19 protein-coding genes are annotated in these 16211 nt (G+C 40.9%); 18 read left to right on the top strand and 1 reads right to left on the bottom strand.

What is annotated here, in order from left to right; genetic code table 11:
* Positions 1-74 precede the first annotated feature (74 nt).
* The 16 genes from aroC to B5354_RS17685 all read left to right on the top strand — a co-directional run bounded on the left by aroC (position 75) and on the right by B5354_RS17685 (position 13979).
* Positions 75-1241, top strand: coding sequence for a chorismate synthase (gene aroC / locus B5354_RS17760; RefSeq protein WP_079530129.1), 1167 nt, complete (start codon positions 75-77; stop codon positions 1239-1241).
* Complete coding sequence (gene aroB / locus B5354_RS17755) at positions 1242-2327, top strand: 3-dehydroquinate synthase (RefSeq protein WP_079530128.1); 1086 nt, start codon at positions 1242-1244, stop codon at positions 2325-2327.
* Positions 2324-2686, top strand: coding sequence for a chorismate mutase (aroH, locus tag B5354_RS17750; RefSeq protein ID WP_079530127.1), 363 nt, complete (start codon positions 2324-2326; stop codon positions 2684-2686). The genes aroB and aroH overlap by 4 nt, the downstream gene beginning before the upstream one ends.
* Before the next feature lie 16 nt (positions 2687-2702).
* On the top strand, positions 2703-3797 hold the full coding sequence (gene hisC / locus B5354_RS17745) for a histidinol-phosphate transaminase (RefSeq protein WP_079530126.1): 1095 nt from the start codon (positions 2703-2705) through the stop codon (positions 3795-3797).
* Positions 3794-4894 (top strand): prephenate dehydrogenase, encoded by a 1101-nt coding sequence (locus B5354_RS17740; protein WP_079530125.1) that lies wholly within the window; start codon positions 3794-3796, stop codon positions 4892-4894. The genes hisC and B5354_RS17740 overlap by 4 nt, the downstream gene beginning before the upstream one ends.
* A 13-nt stretch (positions 4895-4907) precedes the next feature.
* A complete protein-coding gene (gene aroA / locus B5354_RS17735) occupies positions 4908-6197 on the top strand; it encodes a 3-phosphoshikimate 1-carboxyvinyltransferase (RefSeq protein ID WP_079530124.1) in 1290 nt (429 codons plus the stop codon).
* 61 nt (positions 6198-6258) lie between these two features.
* Complete coding sequence (locus tag B5354_RS17730; RefSeq protein ID WP_079530123.1) at positions 6259-7131, top strand: hypothetical protein; 873 nt, start codon at positions 6259-6261, stop codon at positions 7129-7131.
* Positions 7132-7249: 118 nt separating this feature from the next.
* A complete protein-coding gene (locus B5354_RS17725) occupies positions 7250-8503 on the top strand; it encodes a tetratricopeptide repeat protein (protein ID WP_079530122.1) in 1254 nt (417 codons plus the stop codon).
* A 30-nt stretch (positions 8504-8533) separates the two neighbouring features.
* Positions 8534-9094 carry a ReoY family proteolytic degradation factor gene (locus tag B5354_RS17720; RefSeq protein ID WP_079530121.1) on the top strand — a complete coding sequence of 187 codons (561 nt, stop codon included), beginning with the start codon at positions 8534-8536 and terminating at the stop codon, positions 9092-9094.
* 81 nt (positions 9095-9175) lie between these two features.
* Entirely contained in the window at positions 9176-9631 is a 456-nt protein-coding gene (locus tag B5354_RS17715) for a DUF2487 family protein (RefSeq protein WP_079530120.1), read from the top strand.
* Between the two features lie 132 nt (positions 9632-9763).
* Positions 9764-10270, top strand: a complete 507-nt coding sequence (locus tag B5354_RS17710; protein WP_079530119.1) for a QcrA and Rieske domain-containing protein — start codon at positions 9764-9766, stop codon at positions 10268-10270.
* A 3-nt stretch (positions 10271-10273) separates the two neighbouring features.
* Complete coding sequence (gene qcrB / locus B5354_RS17705; protein WP_079530118.1) at positions 10274-10948, top strand: menaquinol-cytochrome c reductase cytochrome b subunit; 675 nt, start codon at positions 10274-10276, stop codon at positions 10946-10948.
* A gap of 28 nt (positions 10949-10976) precedes the next feature.
* On the top strand, positions 10977-11792 hold the full coding sequence (locus B5354_RS17700; RefSeq protein ID WP_079530117.1) for a menaquinol-cytochrome c reductase cytochrome b/c subunit: 816 nt from the start codon (positions 10977-10979) through the stop codon (positions 11790-11792).
* A gap of 78 nt (positions 11793-11870) precedes the next feature.
* On the top strand, positions 11871-12461 hold the full coding sequence (gene lhaT, locus B5354_RS17695) for a lipoprotein heptaprenylglyceryl N-acetyltransferase LhaT (RefSeq protein ID WP_079530116.1): 591 nt from the start codon (positions 11871-11873) through the stop codon (positions 12459-12461).
* Positions 12462-12518: 57 nt separating this feature from the next.
* Positions 12519-13232 (top strand): sporulation protein YpjB, encoded by a 714-nt coding sequence (locus B5354_RS17690; protein WP_079530115.1) that lies wholly within the window; start codon positions 12519-12521, stop codon positions 13230-13232.
* A gap of 69 nt (positions 13233-13301) precedes the next feature.
* On the top strand, positions 13302-13979 hold the full coding sequence (locus B5354_RS17685; protein WP_079530114.1) for a zinc metallopeptidase: 678 nt from the start codon (positions 13302-13304) through the stop codon (positions 13977-13979).
* 63 nt (positions 13980-14042) lie between these two features.
* Here the strand turns inward: B5354_RS17685 and B5354_RS17680 are convergent, their stop codons facing one another.
* Positions 14043-14897: a YitT family protein gene (locus tag B5354_RS17680; RefSeq protein WP_176142549.1), complete on the bottom strand. Its 855-nt coding sequence runs from the start codon at positions 14895-14897 to the stop codon at positions 14043-14045.
* 169 nt (positions 14898-15066) lie between these two features.
* Here B5354_RS17680 and B5354_RS17675 point away from each other — a divergent pair, with 169 nt between their 5' ends.
* Both B5354_RS17675 and dapB read left to right on the top strand, forming a co-directional pair.
* On the top strand, positions 15067-15405 hold the full coding sequence (locus B5354_RS17675) for a nucleotide pyrophosphohydrolase (protein ID WP_176142531.1): 339 nt from the start codon (positions 15067-15069) through the stop codon (positions 15403-15405).
* On the top strand, positions 15402-16202 hold the full coding sequence (dapB, locus tag B5354_RS17670; RefSeq protein WP_079530111.1) for a 4-hydroxy-tetrahydrodipicolinate reductase: 801 nt from the start codon (positions 15402-15404) through the stop codon (positions 16200-16202). Before B5354_RS17675 ends, dapB begins: the two co-directional genes overlap by 4 nt.
* The last annotated feature ends 9 nt before the right edge of the window (positions 16203-16211 follow it).

Raw genomic sequence — 16211 nt, 5'->3', positions numbered from 1 at the left:
CAACGTTAAAGCACACAAATCTCGATGTGTATGATATAGTATTATTTAAAAATTACAACAGGGGGCTGTCGTATATGCGTTATTTAACGGCTGGAGAATCACATGGAAAACAGCTGACGACGATTATCGAGGGAGTACCTTCACACTTGCCACTCGTAGCAGATCAGATTAATGAATCACTTATCCGCAGACAAGGAGGGCATGGCCGCGGGCGAAGGATGCAAATTGAAAAAGATTTAGTTGAAATCACGAGTGGTGTTCGCCATGGGTACACTTTAGGTTCACCAATTTCACTAGTGGTACATAACGACGACTTTAAACATTGGCGTGATATTATGGGTGATGCACCATTAGCTGAGGAAGCTGAAGTCAGGCGAACCATTTCAAGACCAAGACCTGGGCATGCAGACCTTAACGGCGGTTTGAAATACGGCCATCGCGATATGCGTAATGTTTTAGAACGCTCATCAGCACGTGAGACTGCAGCTAGAGTAGGGGCTGGCGCTGTTGCGAAAGTATTACTGCGCGAACTTGGAATCGAAGTAGCCGGTTATGTTCGAGAGATTGCAGGCATTGTTAGTGAAGTGGATGAGACCCTGTCTGTTCAAGAGCGAGCTGCTATATCTGAGGCTTCTCCTGTACGAACATTTGATGAACAGGCAGCAGGTAAAATGATGGAAGCCATTGATCAAGCTAAGAAAGAGGGAGACTCGATTGGCGGAGTTGCTGAAGTATATGTAGAGGGAATGCCGCCAGGGTTAGGTTCCTATGTCCAATATGATCGAAAACTGGATGGAAGAATCGCTGGAAGTGTTATGAGTATTAATGCTTTCAAGGGTGTAGAGTTTGGACTTGGTTTTGAAGCGGCAAGAAGGAATGGCAGCGAAGTCCACGACGAAATTTTATGGAGTGAAGAACGTGGATATTATCGAAGAACAAATCGTCTCGGTGGTTTTGAAGGCGGAATGACTACAGGAATGCCAATCGTTGTAAAAGGGGTTATGAAACCCATCCCAACTCTATATAAGCCACTTCAAAGTGTCGATATTGAGACAAAGGAATCTTTTCAGGCTAGTATTGAACGTTCAGATTCATGTGCGGTTCCGGCAGCTTCGGTTGTTATGGAGCATATTGTTGCCTTTGAAATAGCTAAAGCTATTACGGAAGAATTCCCTTCTGATTATTTTCCGCGCTTAAAACGGGCGGTAGATGATTATCGGAAGGAGGTTCGCAGTTTCTAGATGACTACATTAACGATTCAGTCATTTCAACATCAGTATGACGTCAATATTGGGAGTGGATTACGGTATAAAATTTCTGATTTATTAAAAAGTGAATATGCCAAAGTGTTTATCGTTACGGATTCAAATGTCGCTCCTCTTTATTTAAATGACGTGATCTCAGCCTTTGGAGAGAATACTGAAGTCTCATTCGAAATAGTTCCAGCAGGTGAAGGGTCGAAAAGTATGGCCTGTTACAGCAGCTTGCTGGATCGATGTCTTGAATTACAGTTGGATCGCCAATCCTTGATTGTGGCGCTTGGAGGGGGAATGATAGGTGATCTGACTGGTTTTGTAGCAGCTACTTACTTGCGAGGAGTTGACTTCTTACAAGTACCTACATCTATCTTAGCTCACGACAGCAGTGTAGGTGGTAAAGTAGCTATTAATCATCACAAGGGGAAAAATTTGATTGGTAGTTTTTACAGCCCTGTACAAGTCATTTATGATACGGAAGTTATGAATACCTTAACAAGCCAGGAAGTCAGGTCAGGGTTTGGTGAAGTAGTGAAGCATGCACTGCTAAGTGATCATAAATGGTTTCAACAATTAATGCACACATCTTTATCAGAGGTAGATCAGACAGAGCTGATAGAACATTTGACTTCGGGCATCAGCGTGAAAGCGCAGGTTGTTGAAGCTGATGAAAGAGAAGCAGGCTTGCGCAAACATTTAAATCTAGGGCATACTTTGGCTCATGCCTTAGAAGCAGAGTTTGGATATGGAGAGATTACTCATGGAGAGGCCGTAGCCATAGGAATTCTGTTTGCGATGAAAATTAGTGAGCAGAAATTGAGTGCTGATTTACCGATCAACTCCTATACTGCCTGGCTTCGTCATAATCGTTATCCGCTCCACCTTATCTCTCAAATAGATCCAGAACGTACTATTGAAAAAATGAAGTGGGATAAGAAAACAGTAGGCAGCACCATCCATTTTGTCTTACTAAATCAAATTGGTTCTCCTGCTGTTGCGCCATTGGAAGATAGGGAACTAATTCAGTTCATGACTGACTTTATAAAAGTTGAAGGGGGGACGCTTGATTGATCAGAGGTGTGAGAGGAGCCACAACAGTTGATCAAAATAATGGGGAAGAAATTGTAGAAAAAGCACACGAACTTATGATCGACATTATTTCTCAGAATGATATAAAACCCGAGAAGGTGACCTCTGTCCTGTTTACAGTAACCGAGGATCTTAATGCAGCTTTTCCAGCGAAATCTTTACGGCTGCTTGAGGGATGGACATATGTACCAGTCATGTGCATGACGGAGATTCCAGTTCCCCAAAGTCTGGTCAAATGTATCCGCGTTATGGTCACGGTTGATACTTCACTTGATCAGACAGAAGTTAACCATGTTTATCATTATCATGCAACTCAGCTGAGACCCGATCTGAAAAATTAAGGAGGACCCGTAGTTTATGAAGTCAAAAGCGATTTTGAACCAAATGACCCCGTATAAACCTGGAAAACAGATTGAAGAGGTAAAACGTGAATATGGACTAGATAAAATAGTAAAGCTAGCTTCAAACGAGAACCCTTTTGGCTTTTCCCAACAAGTTAAACAGCAGCTGCCTGAATTGATCGCCCAACTTGAAAAATATCCTGATGGCTATGCAGCTACATTGCGTGAAAAAGTAGCTTCTTTTCTTAATGTGAAGGAAGAACAGCTTATCTTTGGAAACGGGTCTGACGAAGTGGTGCAAATTATCTGTCGTGCTTTTCTGGAACCAGGAGCAAATACGGTCATGGCAAGACCTACTTTTCCTCAATATCGTCATAATGCGCTAATTGAAGGAGCAGAGGTGCGGGAAGTTCCTGTCGTTGAGGGACATCATGACTTAAAGGAAATGCTTCAGCAAGTTGATGAAAATACGAGAGTGATCTGGTTATGTACACCAAATAATCCGACCGGAGTTCATATATCTAAAAGTGTTCTTCACGATTTTATGGAGAAGTGTCCTTCACATGTCTTGGTTGTTATTGATGAGGCCTATTACGAATATATGGTGACGGAGGACACGTTTGATTCGATTCAAGCTTTACAGCAATATGAGAATCTAATGGTTCTGCGTACTTTTTCAAAGGCCTATGGTTTAGCAGGGCTTAGAGTTGGATATGGGGTAGCAAACCGTAATGTCATACATAGTCTTGAACCAGCGAGGGAACCTTTCAATACTTCATCGATTGCTCAAGCGGCAGCCATTATCGCTTTAAATGATCAATCCTTTATTGAAGAAACAACGAGTGAAAACCGAAGAAATAAACGAGATTTGTTAGCTTTTCTAGATGAAAATAACTTGAATTATTATGAATCTGAAGCAAATTTCGTTCTGATCCATTTACCGATGAGCGGGGACGAAATGTTTGAACACCTGCTGAGTAAAGGATTTATTGTTCGTTCTGGCGAGGCACTTGGTATTCCGAATTCCATAAGATTGACTATTGGAAGCAAAGAAGACATGGTACTTCTCCAACAAGCGATGAAGCAAAAACTTGAGGATCACGTAAAATGAGCAAAACTATATTTATAGTTGGCCTAGGGCTGATCGGGGGATCACTTGCTATGAATGTAGCTAGGGAAAAAAAGGTGAAAGTGATCGGAATGGATGCCGATCACGCAAACCTCTCCCTTGCTAAGAATCAAGGGGTGGTTCATGAATTCGCAGAAGACTTCGCTTCAGGAGTAGGTCAAGCAGATGTGTTAATTCTGGCGACACCGATTTCCGTAACGATCGATTATCTACATCAGCTTAACGAACTTAGCATTGACAAACCTTTACTTGTTACAGATGTGTCATCGGTGAAAAGTCAGGTGTTACAAGCCGCACAGGAGCTCACAAATCCATTTATATCCTTTGTGGGCGGGCATCCAATGGCAGGGTCGCATAAACAGGGATACACGGCAGCTAAACCTCATTTGTTTGAGAATGCAATCTTCGTACTCACACCGGCAAAGGGAGCAGATGAGTCAGATGCTCGTACATTAAAGGAACTATTCTCCACTACTGGAGCTAGATTTTTAACACTTTCTACTAAAGAGCATGATGAAATGACAGCTGTTATTTCTCATTTTCCCCATTTAATTGCTTCATCTCTCGTTCATCAGGCACGGGAGTGGCAAAAAACACATCCTTCGCTAGAGCATTTAGCTGCAGGGGGTTTCAGAGATATCACACGAATCGCCTCAAGTAATCCTGAATTATGGCAGGATATTTTTTTTCAAAATAAAAAGCTATTGATCCAAATGCTTGATGACTGGATCGGGGAGATGAAGCGAATGAAGCAGTTGCTTTACCATGAGGAATCGCAACTAACGCTTCAATACCTGGGGGAAGCAAAAAAATTTCGTGATGGGCTTCCCTTCCGTGAGAAAGGAGCTATTCCGGCATTTTATGACATCTATGTTGATATACATGACCAGCCGGGTGCTATCCAGAATGTAATCCAATTACTTGCTCAACAAGATATTAGCATTAAAAATATTCGAATACTTGAAATCAGAGAAGGAATCACAGGTGCTTTACGAATTAGCTTTCAGACAGGAGAAGAGCAGCAGAACAGTTATCAGCTGCTGATGGACAATGGTTACGAGGTAACCATTCAAGCCTAAGGAGGTCGTTAATATGAGTACTGTCGAGTTACACCCCTCTACAAGGGGATTGCATGGTACGTTACAAGTTCCGGGAGATAAGTCCATATCTCACCGTGCTGTTATTTTTTCGGCATTGGCTGAAGGGACATCACATGTCTATAATTTTCTAACAGGAGAGGATTGCCTCCGTACGGTCGAGACTTTTAGAAAACTTGGTGTACGCATTGATCAGTCGGACGATAGGCTGACCATTTATGGACAAGGCATTAACCAGTTAAAAGAGCCAACAACACCGATTTATTTTGGAAACTCTGGTACTACGGCCCGGTTAATGAGCGGTGTATTGGCCGCTCTGCCTTTTTTTACGGCAGCTTACGGAGATGAATCCCTTGCTAAAAGGCCGATGGACCGTGTTGTGGTTCCCCTTGAGCAAATGGGCGCAAAAATATACGGACGGGAAGAGGCTGCTCGTCTACCTTTAGCTTTTGCAGGGGAAAAGCTAACAGGGTCAAAGGTAAACTTGAACGTTAAAAGTGCTCAAGTAAAATCTGCTGTGTTATTAGCGGGAATGTTAGCTGAGGGAGAAACCACTGTTTATGAAAAAGGGGTTACACGAAACCATACAGAAATGCTTATGCCTCAGTATGGGATTTCCATTACATCACAGGGACAAACCCATACAATACCTGGAAATCAGCAGCCGGTCGCTGCTGACATACATGTCCCTGGAGATATTTCCTCGGCCGCTTTCTTTTTCGTCGCTGGACTTTTAACAAAAGACAGTGAAATTACTATCAAAAGGGTAGGGTTGAATTCCTCAAGAGATGGAATCATCACGGCATTAAAAAAAATGGGTGCTGATCTGACCATTTCGAATCAATGGACGGTTGGCCATGAACCAGTGGGGGATGTTACTGTTCGCTCAAGCTCACTGCATGCGGTAACCATTGAGGGGGATTTAATTGCTAATCTCATTGATGAGATCCCGATTCTAGCCTTAGCTGCTACTCAAGCTGAGGGCACGACAGTAATCAAAGATGCCAAAGAATTAAGGGTGAAAGAGACGGATCGAATCGCAGCTGTGACGAACAACTTAACAGCTTTAGGCGCCGATGTAGAAGCCATGGAAGATGGATTAATTATTCACGGCCCCACTCCATTGTCCGGAAGCGTACTTCCATCGTTTGGAGATCATCGAATTGGCATGATGGCAGCTGTTGCCTCACTGATTACAGGATCAAAAGTTTTGATTGAAGACAAGGATTGTATAAACATTTCCTATCCTAGTTTTTTTGATCATTTATCACAGGTTATGAAGTAAAAATTTTCATAGAGTAAAGTTTGCTCTCATACGATGTAAAAAGCCTTGTTGGAGGTATCGTATGGGAGCATATTGGTTTTATGTACAAACACTCAAAGGCACCCAGGCTATTACCAGGCAGATTTCCGTTTCTCAGCAGCATTTTACGAAGCGTTCATCCAGTAATTACGAATGTAAACAAATGGATGCTACTGGATTTGTCGCTACACCTGGTCACGTGATGCTTGATTTAGACATGCCGTTAAGTCAATCCCCTTCATTAATCGAAGATAGTCAACGTTATGTACAAAAGGGGTGTACCCTTCTCCTCATCCAATTTCCTATCCATAGCAGTTTTCATTTTAAAGCCATTTATCAGCAGTTCGTAAAGCAATTTAAGTATTTACCCATTGATTATATGTTTGTTCCTACCATCAAACCACAGTCAATTACACAAGAAATGGTACGTTATTTTGCCAGGGAATCCTGTCCTTTCATACTTATCGATAGTGAAGACGAAGACGAGTTGAAAGGAGTCGCATGGGACTGGTTAGTACAGGCTCAATCCCATAAACGAATACCGTTTGGCCTCCTTGTCAGAAATAGTAGAAAGAGAGAGAGGATTCACGATAAATTGTGGATAAAATTATGCGAACATTATGGTATCATTAGAGTAACTAACGCTCTATCAGAAGCACCGTTATCGAAAGCGAACCTTAAAGACAGTGGGATTTTCCCTTACAAAGGCGGGTTTATGGATAGCGGTTATGCGGATTACAACCTTTACTATGATGAAGAAGGCTTGATGGTTGCTGATCACGCTGATTTTAGATATTATGAGGCTGTTCCAGATGTTACCGTTATGCGTGGGCAAATTGTACAAGTTAATCAGCAAGTGCAGACGATTGTGCCAGGCATCCATTATAAAGGTTCAATTTACCAGCATTTTGTATAAATATAAATTATGAAAAGTCAGTTGGATGGTAACAAAGAAGGAAATCTACTAGGGAACTACATTGTTAATCGTTCATAGACCGTCTGATTTTGTTACAAATGCTAGAGAGGAAGTCATTATGGAAGAGATTCAAAAAGCTATCCATCAAATGGAAGCCAAGCAAACAGAAAAAGCCCTACACACCTTGCAAACTTATCTGCCTGAAGCAGACGAAGAAGAACGATTCACTATTGCTGAACTGTATATTCAGTGGGGGATGCTTGAAGAAGCCAAATTAATCTTACACGAATTAATCCAGCGCTACCCTAAAGAGCAGGAACTAAAGGTTATGATGGCGGAGATCCATATTGATCTAGAAGAAGACGATGAAGCAATAGAGATTTTAGATCAGTTTGGTCCGGAGGATGAAGATTATTTACAAGCACTTATCCAGCTTGCTGATCTTTACCAGTCACAAGGACTATTTGAAGTAGCTGAACAGAAATTACTAACAGCAAAGCAAGTAGAACCAAATGAAGCGGTTATTGATTTCGCTTTAGGAGAACTTTCTTTTTCCAATGGTGAATACAATAAGAGTATTCCATTTTATGAAAATGCCTTCCATCATCAGCCGGTCATTGCTGATATCGAGGTTGCGGCAAGGCTGGCAGAAGCATACGCAGCTACCGGAGAATTTGAACAGGCTCTTGACTACTTTCAGAAGGTGGAGGAAGATAATCCGGATGTGATGTTCCGTTATGGTTTTGTTGCATTTCAGGCTTTCCGGAATGATATTGCGATTCATGTATGGGAGCGTCTTATTAAGGAGGATCCCTATTTCCAGTCTGTTTATCCACTATTAGCCCAAGCCTACAATGCAGAAGGAATGGCAAAAGAAGCCCTGGAAATGGTTCGTGAAGGGTTAGCTAAAGATGAGTTTAATAAGGAATTGTACCACCTGGCTGGAACGCTTTATCACAAATCAGGTGAAAAGGAAGAGGGCTACCGTTTGATGAGAGAAGCAGTTGCTTTAGATCCAGGTTATAAAGAAGCGGTGCTTTTCCTAATCGAGAATTATAAAAGTGATGAAGATTATGAGGCCATCATAGACTTAATTAATCAATTAATTACTCTTGGTGAAGAAGATCCGTTCTATTTATTCGAATTGGCTAAAGCGTATGAGGAAGTTGAGGATTATAAGCAGGCACTCGTACATTATGAAAATGCTTATCCCTCACTTAAAGAGGACGATGTTTTCCTTAAATCTTATGGATATTTCTTAGTAGAAGAAGGAAAAATGAATGAAGGACGTCAAGTCTTAGAAGAGTACCTGGCTGTCGATCCAACCGATACTGAAATAGAAGACTTTGTCAGCCGTTTGAAAGAAGAATAATGTGATCAATTAAGCGCAGGAGGGGCGCCGATGCAAACACCTATTTCTGTTAATGAAAAAAAGGACTTTGTTCGTTGGTTTCTGAACAATTACCAATTAAAGAAAAGAGAAAGTGTTTGGATTCTCAATTATTTGATCAATCATGAATCATTGCTTTCTTACGTTCATTTTGTACAAGAAGTTAAACTGTGTCCAAGAGGAATGGAGATTAGCGCTCAAGGGGTACAAGATCCGCCGTTCAGATTTTACAAAGGGCAAGTCATGACCAATGATGCTGAGAAATCATTTCATGACTTGAGAATGAACCAAGAAGAACCAGTTTATATTCAGATGAATTTCGAAGATGCCCATAAATGTTCTATGTATGCCCTCGTGCTAGAAGATAATCCATATTTACCTAAAGATTATTATGTAAACGATCGTGATAAAGCAGAAGCTGATAAATTTCTCCATTCCAGTTTGATGACGTTTAGAAAAAGAGAGCTTGAAAAACAAATTGACCTTGCCTTAATGGAAGGTGACCAAACTCAATTCATTGTGTTAAGTAACGAATTAATAGAAGTTAATAAATCACTTAACTTGAAAAGCTGAGAGGATTTTTTATCCTCCCAGCTTTTATTTTTTGTTTTTTTTAGTAAAATAAGGACAAGTAAGAAAGGATAGTGATAGGACATGCAATGGACAAAGCAGGATACGAAGCAATACCTTCCAGAAAAACAATATGTGGATACGGTGCTAATTCCGTTAATCCCCTTCGATCCAGCATCAGAGCAGAAAATGATTCAGGAAGCATTTCAGAGAGAACTCATTCAGATCTTCACGAACTTAATTGAGAAAGAATACCGGGGAAGAATATTCTTAGCCCCCGAGTATCATTACTTGACGAACCAGCATGAAGAAGAAATAACCCGTGTTAATAAGTGGATCGAACACTTTCAACAACAGCCTTTTCAACATATCTTTCTTTTCACGTTAGATCCAAAATGGAAAAGGTATGAAAGTCATTTAATTGGGCACTTACTATGGATACCAGGTAAAGCAAATGGGGACTTACAATCTACTGAAACTCAATCTTTTGTTAAAGAACAAGTGAAGCAAGTTAATGAATTAATTCAAGCTTATTGGTAACTAGTAAAAGTTGAGATAACACTTGAGAATTCATTGACCCCGCCTTAAGATTGCGCTATCATAGTAATGTCCTAGTAAACTGTATGTAAACGATCCATGTCGCATGGATTACAGCATAGAGGGGGGAAAAGAATGAGCGATAAAAAACGAGTATCCCGTCGTCAATTTTTAAACTACACACTGACTGGTGTAGGTGGCTTTATGGCTGCTGGAATGCTTGCGCCAATGGTTCGTTTTGCCATTGATCCGGTATTGACGCCGCAAGCTGCTGGAGAGTTTCATTCTGTAGCACCAATTGATGAACTTACAAATGAACCACAGCGTTTTGAATGGCAGGTTGAACAAGTGGATGCATGGTATGAGTCAAAAGTACAAAAAACTGCATGGGTGTACAGAGATGAAAATGATGAGATTGTAGCACTCTCACCAATTTGTACGCACTTAGGGTGTACTGTAGACTGGGCTTCCAATCAGGAATACCCTAACCAATTCTATTGCCCATGTCACGGCGGTCGGTATACAAAAGATGGTGTCAACATTCCGGGAACACCACCTACTGCACCATTACCGGTGTACAAGACCAAAGTCAAAGAAAACATGCTTTATCTCGGAGAAACTCAATCAAGACAGGGGGCGTAATTCATGCTACAAAAGATTTATGACTGGGTCGATGAGCGTGTAGACGTCACTCCGCTTTGGCGTGATATCGCCGACCATGAAGTACCAGAGCATGTCAACCCAGCCCATCATTTCTCTGCATTTGTTTATTGTTTTGGCGGATTGACATTCTTTATTACAGTAATTCAAATTCTATCCGGTATGTTTTTAACTATGTATTATGTACCTGATATCGAAAACGCCTGGAAGTCCGTTTATTATTTACAAAAAGAAGTAGCTTACGGACAAATTGTGCGTGGGATGCACCACTGGGGTGCGAGTCTTGTTATTGTAATGTTATTTCTACATACATTACGGGTATTCTTCCAGGGGGCTTACAAGAAGCCGCGAGAATTGAACTGGGTCGTTGGTGTTTTATTATTCTTTGTTATGCTCGGGTTAGGGTTTACTGGCTACCTGCTCCCATGGGATAACAAAGCTTATTTTGCCACACAGGTAGGTCTTGAGATTGCGGCAGCCACACCGTTTATTGGTGATGAAATACGAACGCTGCTTGCCGGAGACCCAACCATTGTTGGGGCGCAAACATTAACCCGTTTCTTTGCGATTCACGTATTTTTCTTGCCAGCTGCACTATTCGGATTAATGGCCGTGCACTTTATGTTAATCCGTAAGCAAGGTATTTCCGGTCCACTATAAAATGAAGTGATTTAAAGGAGGGAACGCTGTGCATAGGGGAAAAGGGATGAAGTTCGTCGGGGATTCACGAATTCCCGCTGAACAAAAAGCCAATTTACCAAAAGATTACTCAGAATACCCTGGACGTACGGAAGCATTTTGGCCAAACTTCCTTCTAAAAGAATGGTTAGTTGGTTCGGTATTCCTGATTGGGTTTTTAATTTTAACTGCTGCTCACCCATCACCGCTTGAGCAACAGGCTGATCCAACCAATGCTGGTTATATTCCGTTGCCTGACTGGTATTTCTTATTCTTATATCAATTCCTGAAGTATCAATATGCTGGAGGAAACTTTATTGTCATCGGGGCAATTATTATACCTTCACTAGCATTTGGAGCATTGCTGTTAGCTCCATTTCTTGATCGCGGACCGGGTCGTCGTCCATCGAAGCGTCCAATCTCAGTTGGACTTATGATGTTAGGTTTCATCGCAACTTTCTGGTTGACATATGAAGCTGTTGAACATGCCGACTATGCTGAACGCTCAGAAAAGTATGCTGTAAATGTTGAAGCTGTAGAGGCAGAGGTAGATACCGAAGCTCCAGGATATGCTATTTATGAAGCTAACTGTATGAGTTGTCACGGAGATCAACTTCAGGGACAGGGAAACTATCCATCTTTATTAGATACTGCAATGTCAGTTGAACAAATTAAAGACATAGCACGTAATGGTATCGGTGAAATGCCGGCGGGTGTGTTTAAGGGATCTGATGAAGAGCTTCAGCAACTTGCTGAATTTATTAAAGCACAAGGAGCCGGTGGAAAAGGTTCTGGTTCAGGTGGACAAGAATCCGGCTCAGAGTAATAGTAAATAAAGGATGTAAAACAAACCGTGCTCCTATGAACGAGCACGGTTTGTTTATTATAGGAGTGCTATGATCTTATGAAGACAATTTATACATACATATTAACAAATCGCATTTTTCTCATGCTGTTGTTTATCATTAATTTGTCAGGTACGATTTACGGTTACATTTGGTATGAAAGCCAGCTGGCAGTTACGGAACCGATATTTCTGATTTTCGTACCGGACAGTCCTACGGCAAGCTTGTTTTTCACTATCTTTTTAGGTTTTTATTTGTTACATAAGAGTGTACCTTATATAGAAGCCCTTGCCGTGATTACGTTATTAAAGTACGGCATTTGGGCAGTTGTCATGAATGGTTTGACGTTTATGGAGTATGGCTCACTTCCCTGGACGGGTTATATGCTAATCGCTTCTCACGGAGCTATGGCTATACAAGGACTGCTTTATACCCCCTTTTATAAAATACGGACCCGACATATTATAGTTGCCGCGATTTGGACATTACACAATGATGTGATTGATTATGTGTTTGAACAAATGCCAATTTATCCTTCTATTATGGAACATATGAATCAAATTGGGTATTTTACATTTTGGTTAAGTATTTTCTGTATTGCGGTTTGTTATATCATGACACAAAGATATCGACAAATCGAGTCGGTCTAATTTTTCCTCTTCTCTCATATACATTCGAATAAGATAGAATATGAGGGGGCGAGTGTGATGGGACGGGCTCTTCTGCTTTGTTTCGTTGTCTGTTTAAGCCTGTTTGTTCCAAGCTTCAATGACTCGAAGCATATTTACGCTGACCATAATACATGGAGTGAATTTTCGGATCAATACCGTCATTTAGTGGAGGATGAAAAATACGGGCTGGCCAATCGAATGGTGAATAACCGCCGTACAGAAATGGAACAATATATAAATACTTTATCAACACAGCATCAGGAAACGTTTTATGAGCTCATTCAACCGATTGTTAAGGAGCAAAAAGATATAAGTAATTCGGAAGTGAATAAGTTTTTATTTTATGTGAATATAGTAGGAAGTCATCGTCCTGAAGATTCAATTCGTAATGAACTCCACTCCCTGCGAGAGCAATTAAGTCAAGCGGATGTGCCGGTGGCGGACATAGCTTCTCGTTGGCAGTCACTTTTGCCAACATTGAAGTTGTATTTAGAACGAGACGAGTTTAAGCCTGTTTCACAGTCCATAGAAGATTACACGAGAAGCGAAACTTTAGCGGCCAAGCAAGAGGTTGATAATCAATTGGACAAGCTGCTCGATGATAAGTCTTCGCTCATAGGTTTTGACGCCTTCCTATGGACAGCAGCCATTATTGGGACTACAATACTCATTACGCTTATTTATGTTGGGACGAGAAAATATGTCGCAGAGAAACGGGAAAAACATGCTCGTGACAAACTTAATAGTTGATTTTTCAGTCACTTTTGACTAAAATTAACCTATATAATTGTAGTCTACATCCAAGATGGAGGAATGAAGATGGCAGGTTTTTTAATCTACTTTGCGATTTTGTTAATTGTACCCATTTGGGCTTCTTCTCGTGTGAAGAGCACATATAAAAAATATTCTAAAGTCCCGACTTCATCATCAATGACTGGTGCTGAGGTTGCTCGAAAAATTCTAGATGATAATGGCTTGTTTAATGTTCGAGTTGAGGAAGTAAAAGGAATGTTATCTGATCATTATGATCCGCGTTCTAAAGTAATTCGGTTATCCTCAGGTAATTACCACGGCCGGTCGATGGCTGCATCAGCTGTTTCTGCCCACGAGGTAGGGCACGCGATTCAGGACGCTCAGGAATATGCGTTTCTACGTTTCCGAAGTGCATTAGTACCTGTAGCCAGTTTTGGTTCAAACATCTCTATCTTTTTAATCATCGGTGGATTTTTACTCGGTATGACTGGCCTTGCTTTAGCAGGAATTATCTTTTTTGCAGCGGCCGTATTGTTCCAGCTGATTACCTTACCAGTAGAATTTGATGCTTCAAGCAGGGCGATGGGGCAGCTGGTATCGACGGGTATTATCCGTAATGATGAGGAAAGAAAGACGAAGAAGGTACTCAATGCAGCAGCTATGACATATGTAGCCGGGGCACTAGTTGCTTTAGCTGAATTACTAAGGTTTGTATTTATGTTCGTAGGGATGAATGAAGAATAGTCCACAAGAATAGATAAAACCCATTGTTCCGTATTATTGGAACAATGGGTTTTTATTTACTCTTTATTCTTCTATCGGGTTTTTGTTTTCGTCTAAGGTGAAACCTTCACCGATAACATCATGAACATGGCTGACAGCAACAAAAGCATGAGGATCGATGGTGTTAATGAGGGTCTTTAATCGTACGATTTCATTCTTTCCAATTACACAGTATAGAACGTCCCGGTTTGAGCCTGTAAAGGATCCCTTTCCTTGTAGTACGGTAACTCCTCGATCCATTTCTTTATTGATCTTGTTTGAAATTTGGTCGTTTTTTTGCGAAATAATGGTAGCTCCTCTTGCAGCATAAGCTCCTTCTTGAATGAAATCGATTACTCTTGCCCCAACGAAAACGGCTACAAGAGTGTACATTCCTTTTATAGGATTCAGATAGGTAATAATAGAGATCAAGATGACGATGGCATCAAAAACAAACATAGCACGGCCCATACTCCAGCCTAAATACTTATGGATGAGTCTTGCGATGATGTCGACACCTCCGGTTGTTCCGCCATAGCGGAAGATGATGCCCAAGCCAATCCCGGCAAAAACTCCTGCAAACAAAGAAGCTAAGGTTAAGTCTGATGCTAGATCAATTTCAATTAAGTATATTTGTGATAAACGGATAAATAGGGAAACAGCGACAATTCCTATTAATGAGTAATAAAAAGTATTTCTTCCGAGAATACGCCAACCGATAATCAGGACAGGGATGTTTAAGAGAATATTCATTAATGCGGGATCCCAATTAAACAGGTAGAGAAGTAATAGAGTAATACCGGTGAAACCACCTTCTCCTAATTCGTTTTGAATGTTGAAGTGGACCAATCCAAATGAAAATATGGCTGCACCAACTATAATAAACAAAACATTTTTCATCTTTAAGCCAAATACATGCACATCCAACACCTCCAAAAAAGTTACACGACTTATATTATAAACAAGTGATTTGCAGGCTACAATGGTCAAAAGTTTAATAATTTGTCAAAAGCTCTGCTTTTGGCTACCATTTAAGAAGGAATGGTAGCATAAAAAAGGGGAGTGGATGATGAAGTACACTACAGAAGATATACAACAGCGTGTAGATCAATACATATCACAATTTAAAGAGGGATACTTCTCCCCATTGGCTTTGCAGGCACGACTAACTGAAGAAGTAGGGGAGATGGCTAGAGAAATCAATCATCGTTATGGTGAAAAGAAAAAGAAGTCATCGGAGGGCGAAAAAGCATTAGAAGAAGAGATGGGAGATGTCATTTTCGTACTTACATGCTTTGCTAATTCTCTTGACATTGATTTATCTGATGCATTTGAAAGGTCTATGAGCAAAATTGAAACAAGAGATAAAAATCGCTGGACACGAAAGGATGGAGGAAATACAGAATGAAACAGATTAATGTAATTGTAGCTGGTCCTAGAGGGAAAATGGGACAAGAAGCACTTAGAATGATTGCTAAAGAAGACCAATTTCAACTAGTGGCATGCATTGACCGCAAACATGAAGGAAAAAACATCAATGAAATTGCTGGATTGCCGGAATTAGATGCTATAATCTATACAGATGCTGAAGTCTGTCTCAGCGAAGTAAATGCTGATGTGCTGGTCGATTTAACTACTCCTGAATTTGGATATAAGCATACGAAGCTGGCCCTTGAAAATGGAGTTCGACCAGTGGTAGGAACCACAGGCTTTACTGCAGAACAACTGGATGAAGTAACGAATCTGAGTGAATCCAAACAACTTGGAGCGGTTATTGCACCAAACTTCGCAGTAGGTGCAGTGTTAATGATGCAATTCTCTAAATGGGCCGCTAAACATTTCCCTGACGTTGAAATTATTGAAAAGCATCATGACCAAAAACTTGATGCCCCATCCGGGACTGCAATAAAGACAGCTGAGTTAATTAAAGAAGAACGAGAATCACACCTGCAAGGACATCCTGAAGAAAAAGAAACATTACAAAGCGCACGGGGGGCAGATGTGGATGGAATGAAAATACACAGTGTCAGACTCCCAGGCCTTGTAGCCCATCAAGAGGTAATATTTGGCGGTCTTGGACAAACACTGACTATCCAGCATGATTCCCTTCATCGCGAATCGTTTATGTCAGGTGTTAAGTTGGCAGCTACTGAAGTAATGACTATCGATACACTTGTATATGGTCTTGAGCATTTACTCGATTAATAGGGGGTT

The organism is Halobacillus hunanensis, assembly GCF_900166655.1.
Taxonomy (GTDB): Bacteria; Bacillota; Bacilli; order Bacillales; family Halobacillaceae; genus Halobacillus_A; species Halobacillus_A hunanensis.
The sequence above is the reverse complement of the archived record's forward strand: the minus strand, read 5'-3'. Positions and strand labels throughout refer to the sequence as shown.

Bases quoted from the DNA above. Each gene is read 5' to 3' on its own strand.
- B5354_RS17685 (WP_079530114.1), top strand. From the start codon at position 13,302: ATGGCAGGTTTTTTAATCTACTTTGCGATTTTGTTAATTGTACCCATT.
- B5354_RS17690 (WP_079530115.1), top strand. From the start codon at position 12,519: ATGGGACGGGCTCTTCTGCTTTGTTTCGTTGTCTGTTTAAGCCTGTTT.
- lhaT (WP_079530116.1), top strand. From the start codon at position 11,871: ATGAAGACAATTTATACATACATATTAACAAATCGCATTTTTCTCATG.
- aroB (WP_079530128.1), top strand. From the start codon at position 1,242: ATGACTACATTAACGATTCAGTCATTTCAACATCAGTATGACGTCAAT.
- qcrB (WP_079530118.1), top strand. From the start codon at position 10,274: ATGCTACAAAAGATTTATGACTGGGTCGATGAGCGTGTAGACGTCACT.
- B5354_RS17675 (WP_176142531.1), top strand. From the start codon at position 15,067: ATGAAGTACACTACAGAAGATATACAACAGCGTGTAGATCAATACATA.
- B5354_RS17720 (WP_079530121.1), top strand. From the start codon at position 8,534: ATGCAAACACCTATTTCTGTTAATGAAAAAAAGGACTTTGTTCGTTGG.
- B5354_RS17715 (WP_079530120.1), top strand. From the start codon at position 9,176: ATGCAATGGACAAAGCAGGATACGAAGCAATACCTTCCAGAAAAACAA.
- B5354_RS17710 (WP_079530119.1), top strand. From the start codon at position 9,764: ATGAGCGATAAAAAACGAGTATCCCGTCGTCAATTTTTAAACTACACA.
- hisC (WP_079530126.1), top strand. From the start codon at position 2,703: ATGAAGTCAAAAGCGATTTTGAACCAAATGACCCCGTATAAACCTGGA.
- aroA (WP_079530124.1), top strand. From the start codon at position 4,908: ATGAGTACTGTCGAGTTACACCCCTCTACAAGGGGATTGCATGGTACG.
- B5354_RS17725 (WP_079530122.1), top strand. From the start codon at position 7,250: ATGGAAGAGATTCAAAAAGCTATCCATCAAATGGAAGCCAAGCAAACA.
- aroC (WP_079530129.1), top strand. From the start codon at position 75: ATGCGTTATTTAACGGCTGGAGAATCACATGGAAAACAGCTGACGACG.
- B5354_RS17730 (WP_079530123.1), top strand. From the start codon at position 6,259: ATGGGAGCATATTGGTTTTATGTACAAACACTCAAAGGCACCCAGGCT.
- dapB (WP_079530111.1), top strand. From the start codon at position 15,402: ATGAAACAGATTAATGTAATTGTAGCTGGTCCTAGAGGGAAAATGGGA.
- B5354_RS17680 (WP_176142549.1), bottom strand. From the start codon at position 14,897: ATGAAAAATGTTTTGTTTATTATAGTTGGTGCAGCCATATTTTCATTT.
- B5354_RS17740 (WP_079530125.1), top strand. From the start codon at position 3,794: ATGAGCAAAACTATATTTATAGTTGGCCTAGGGCTGATCGGGGGATCA.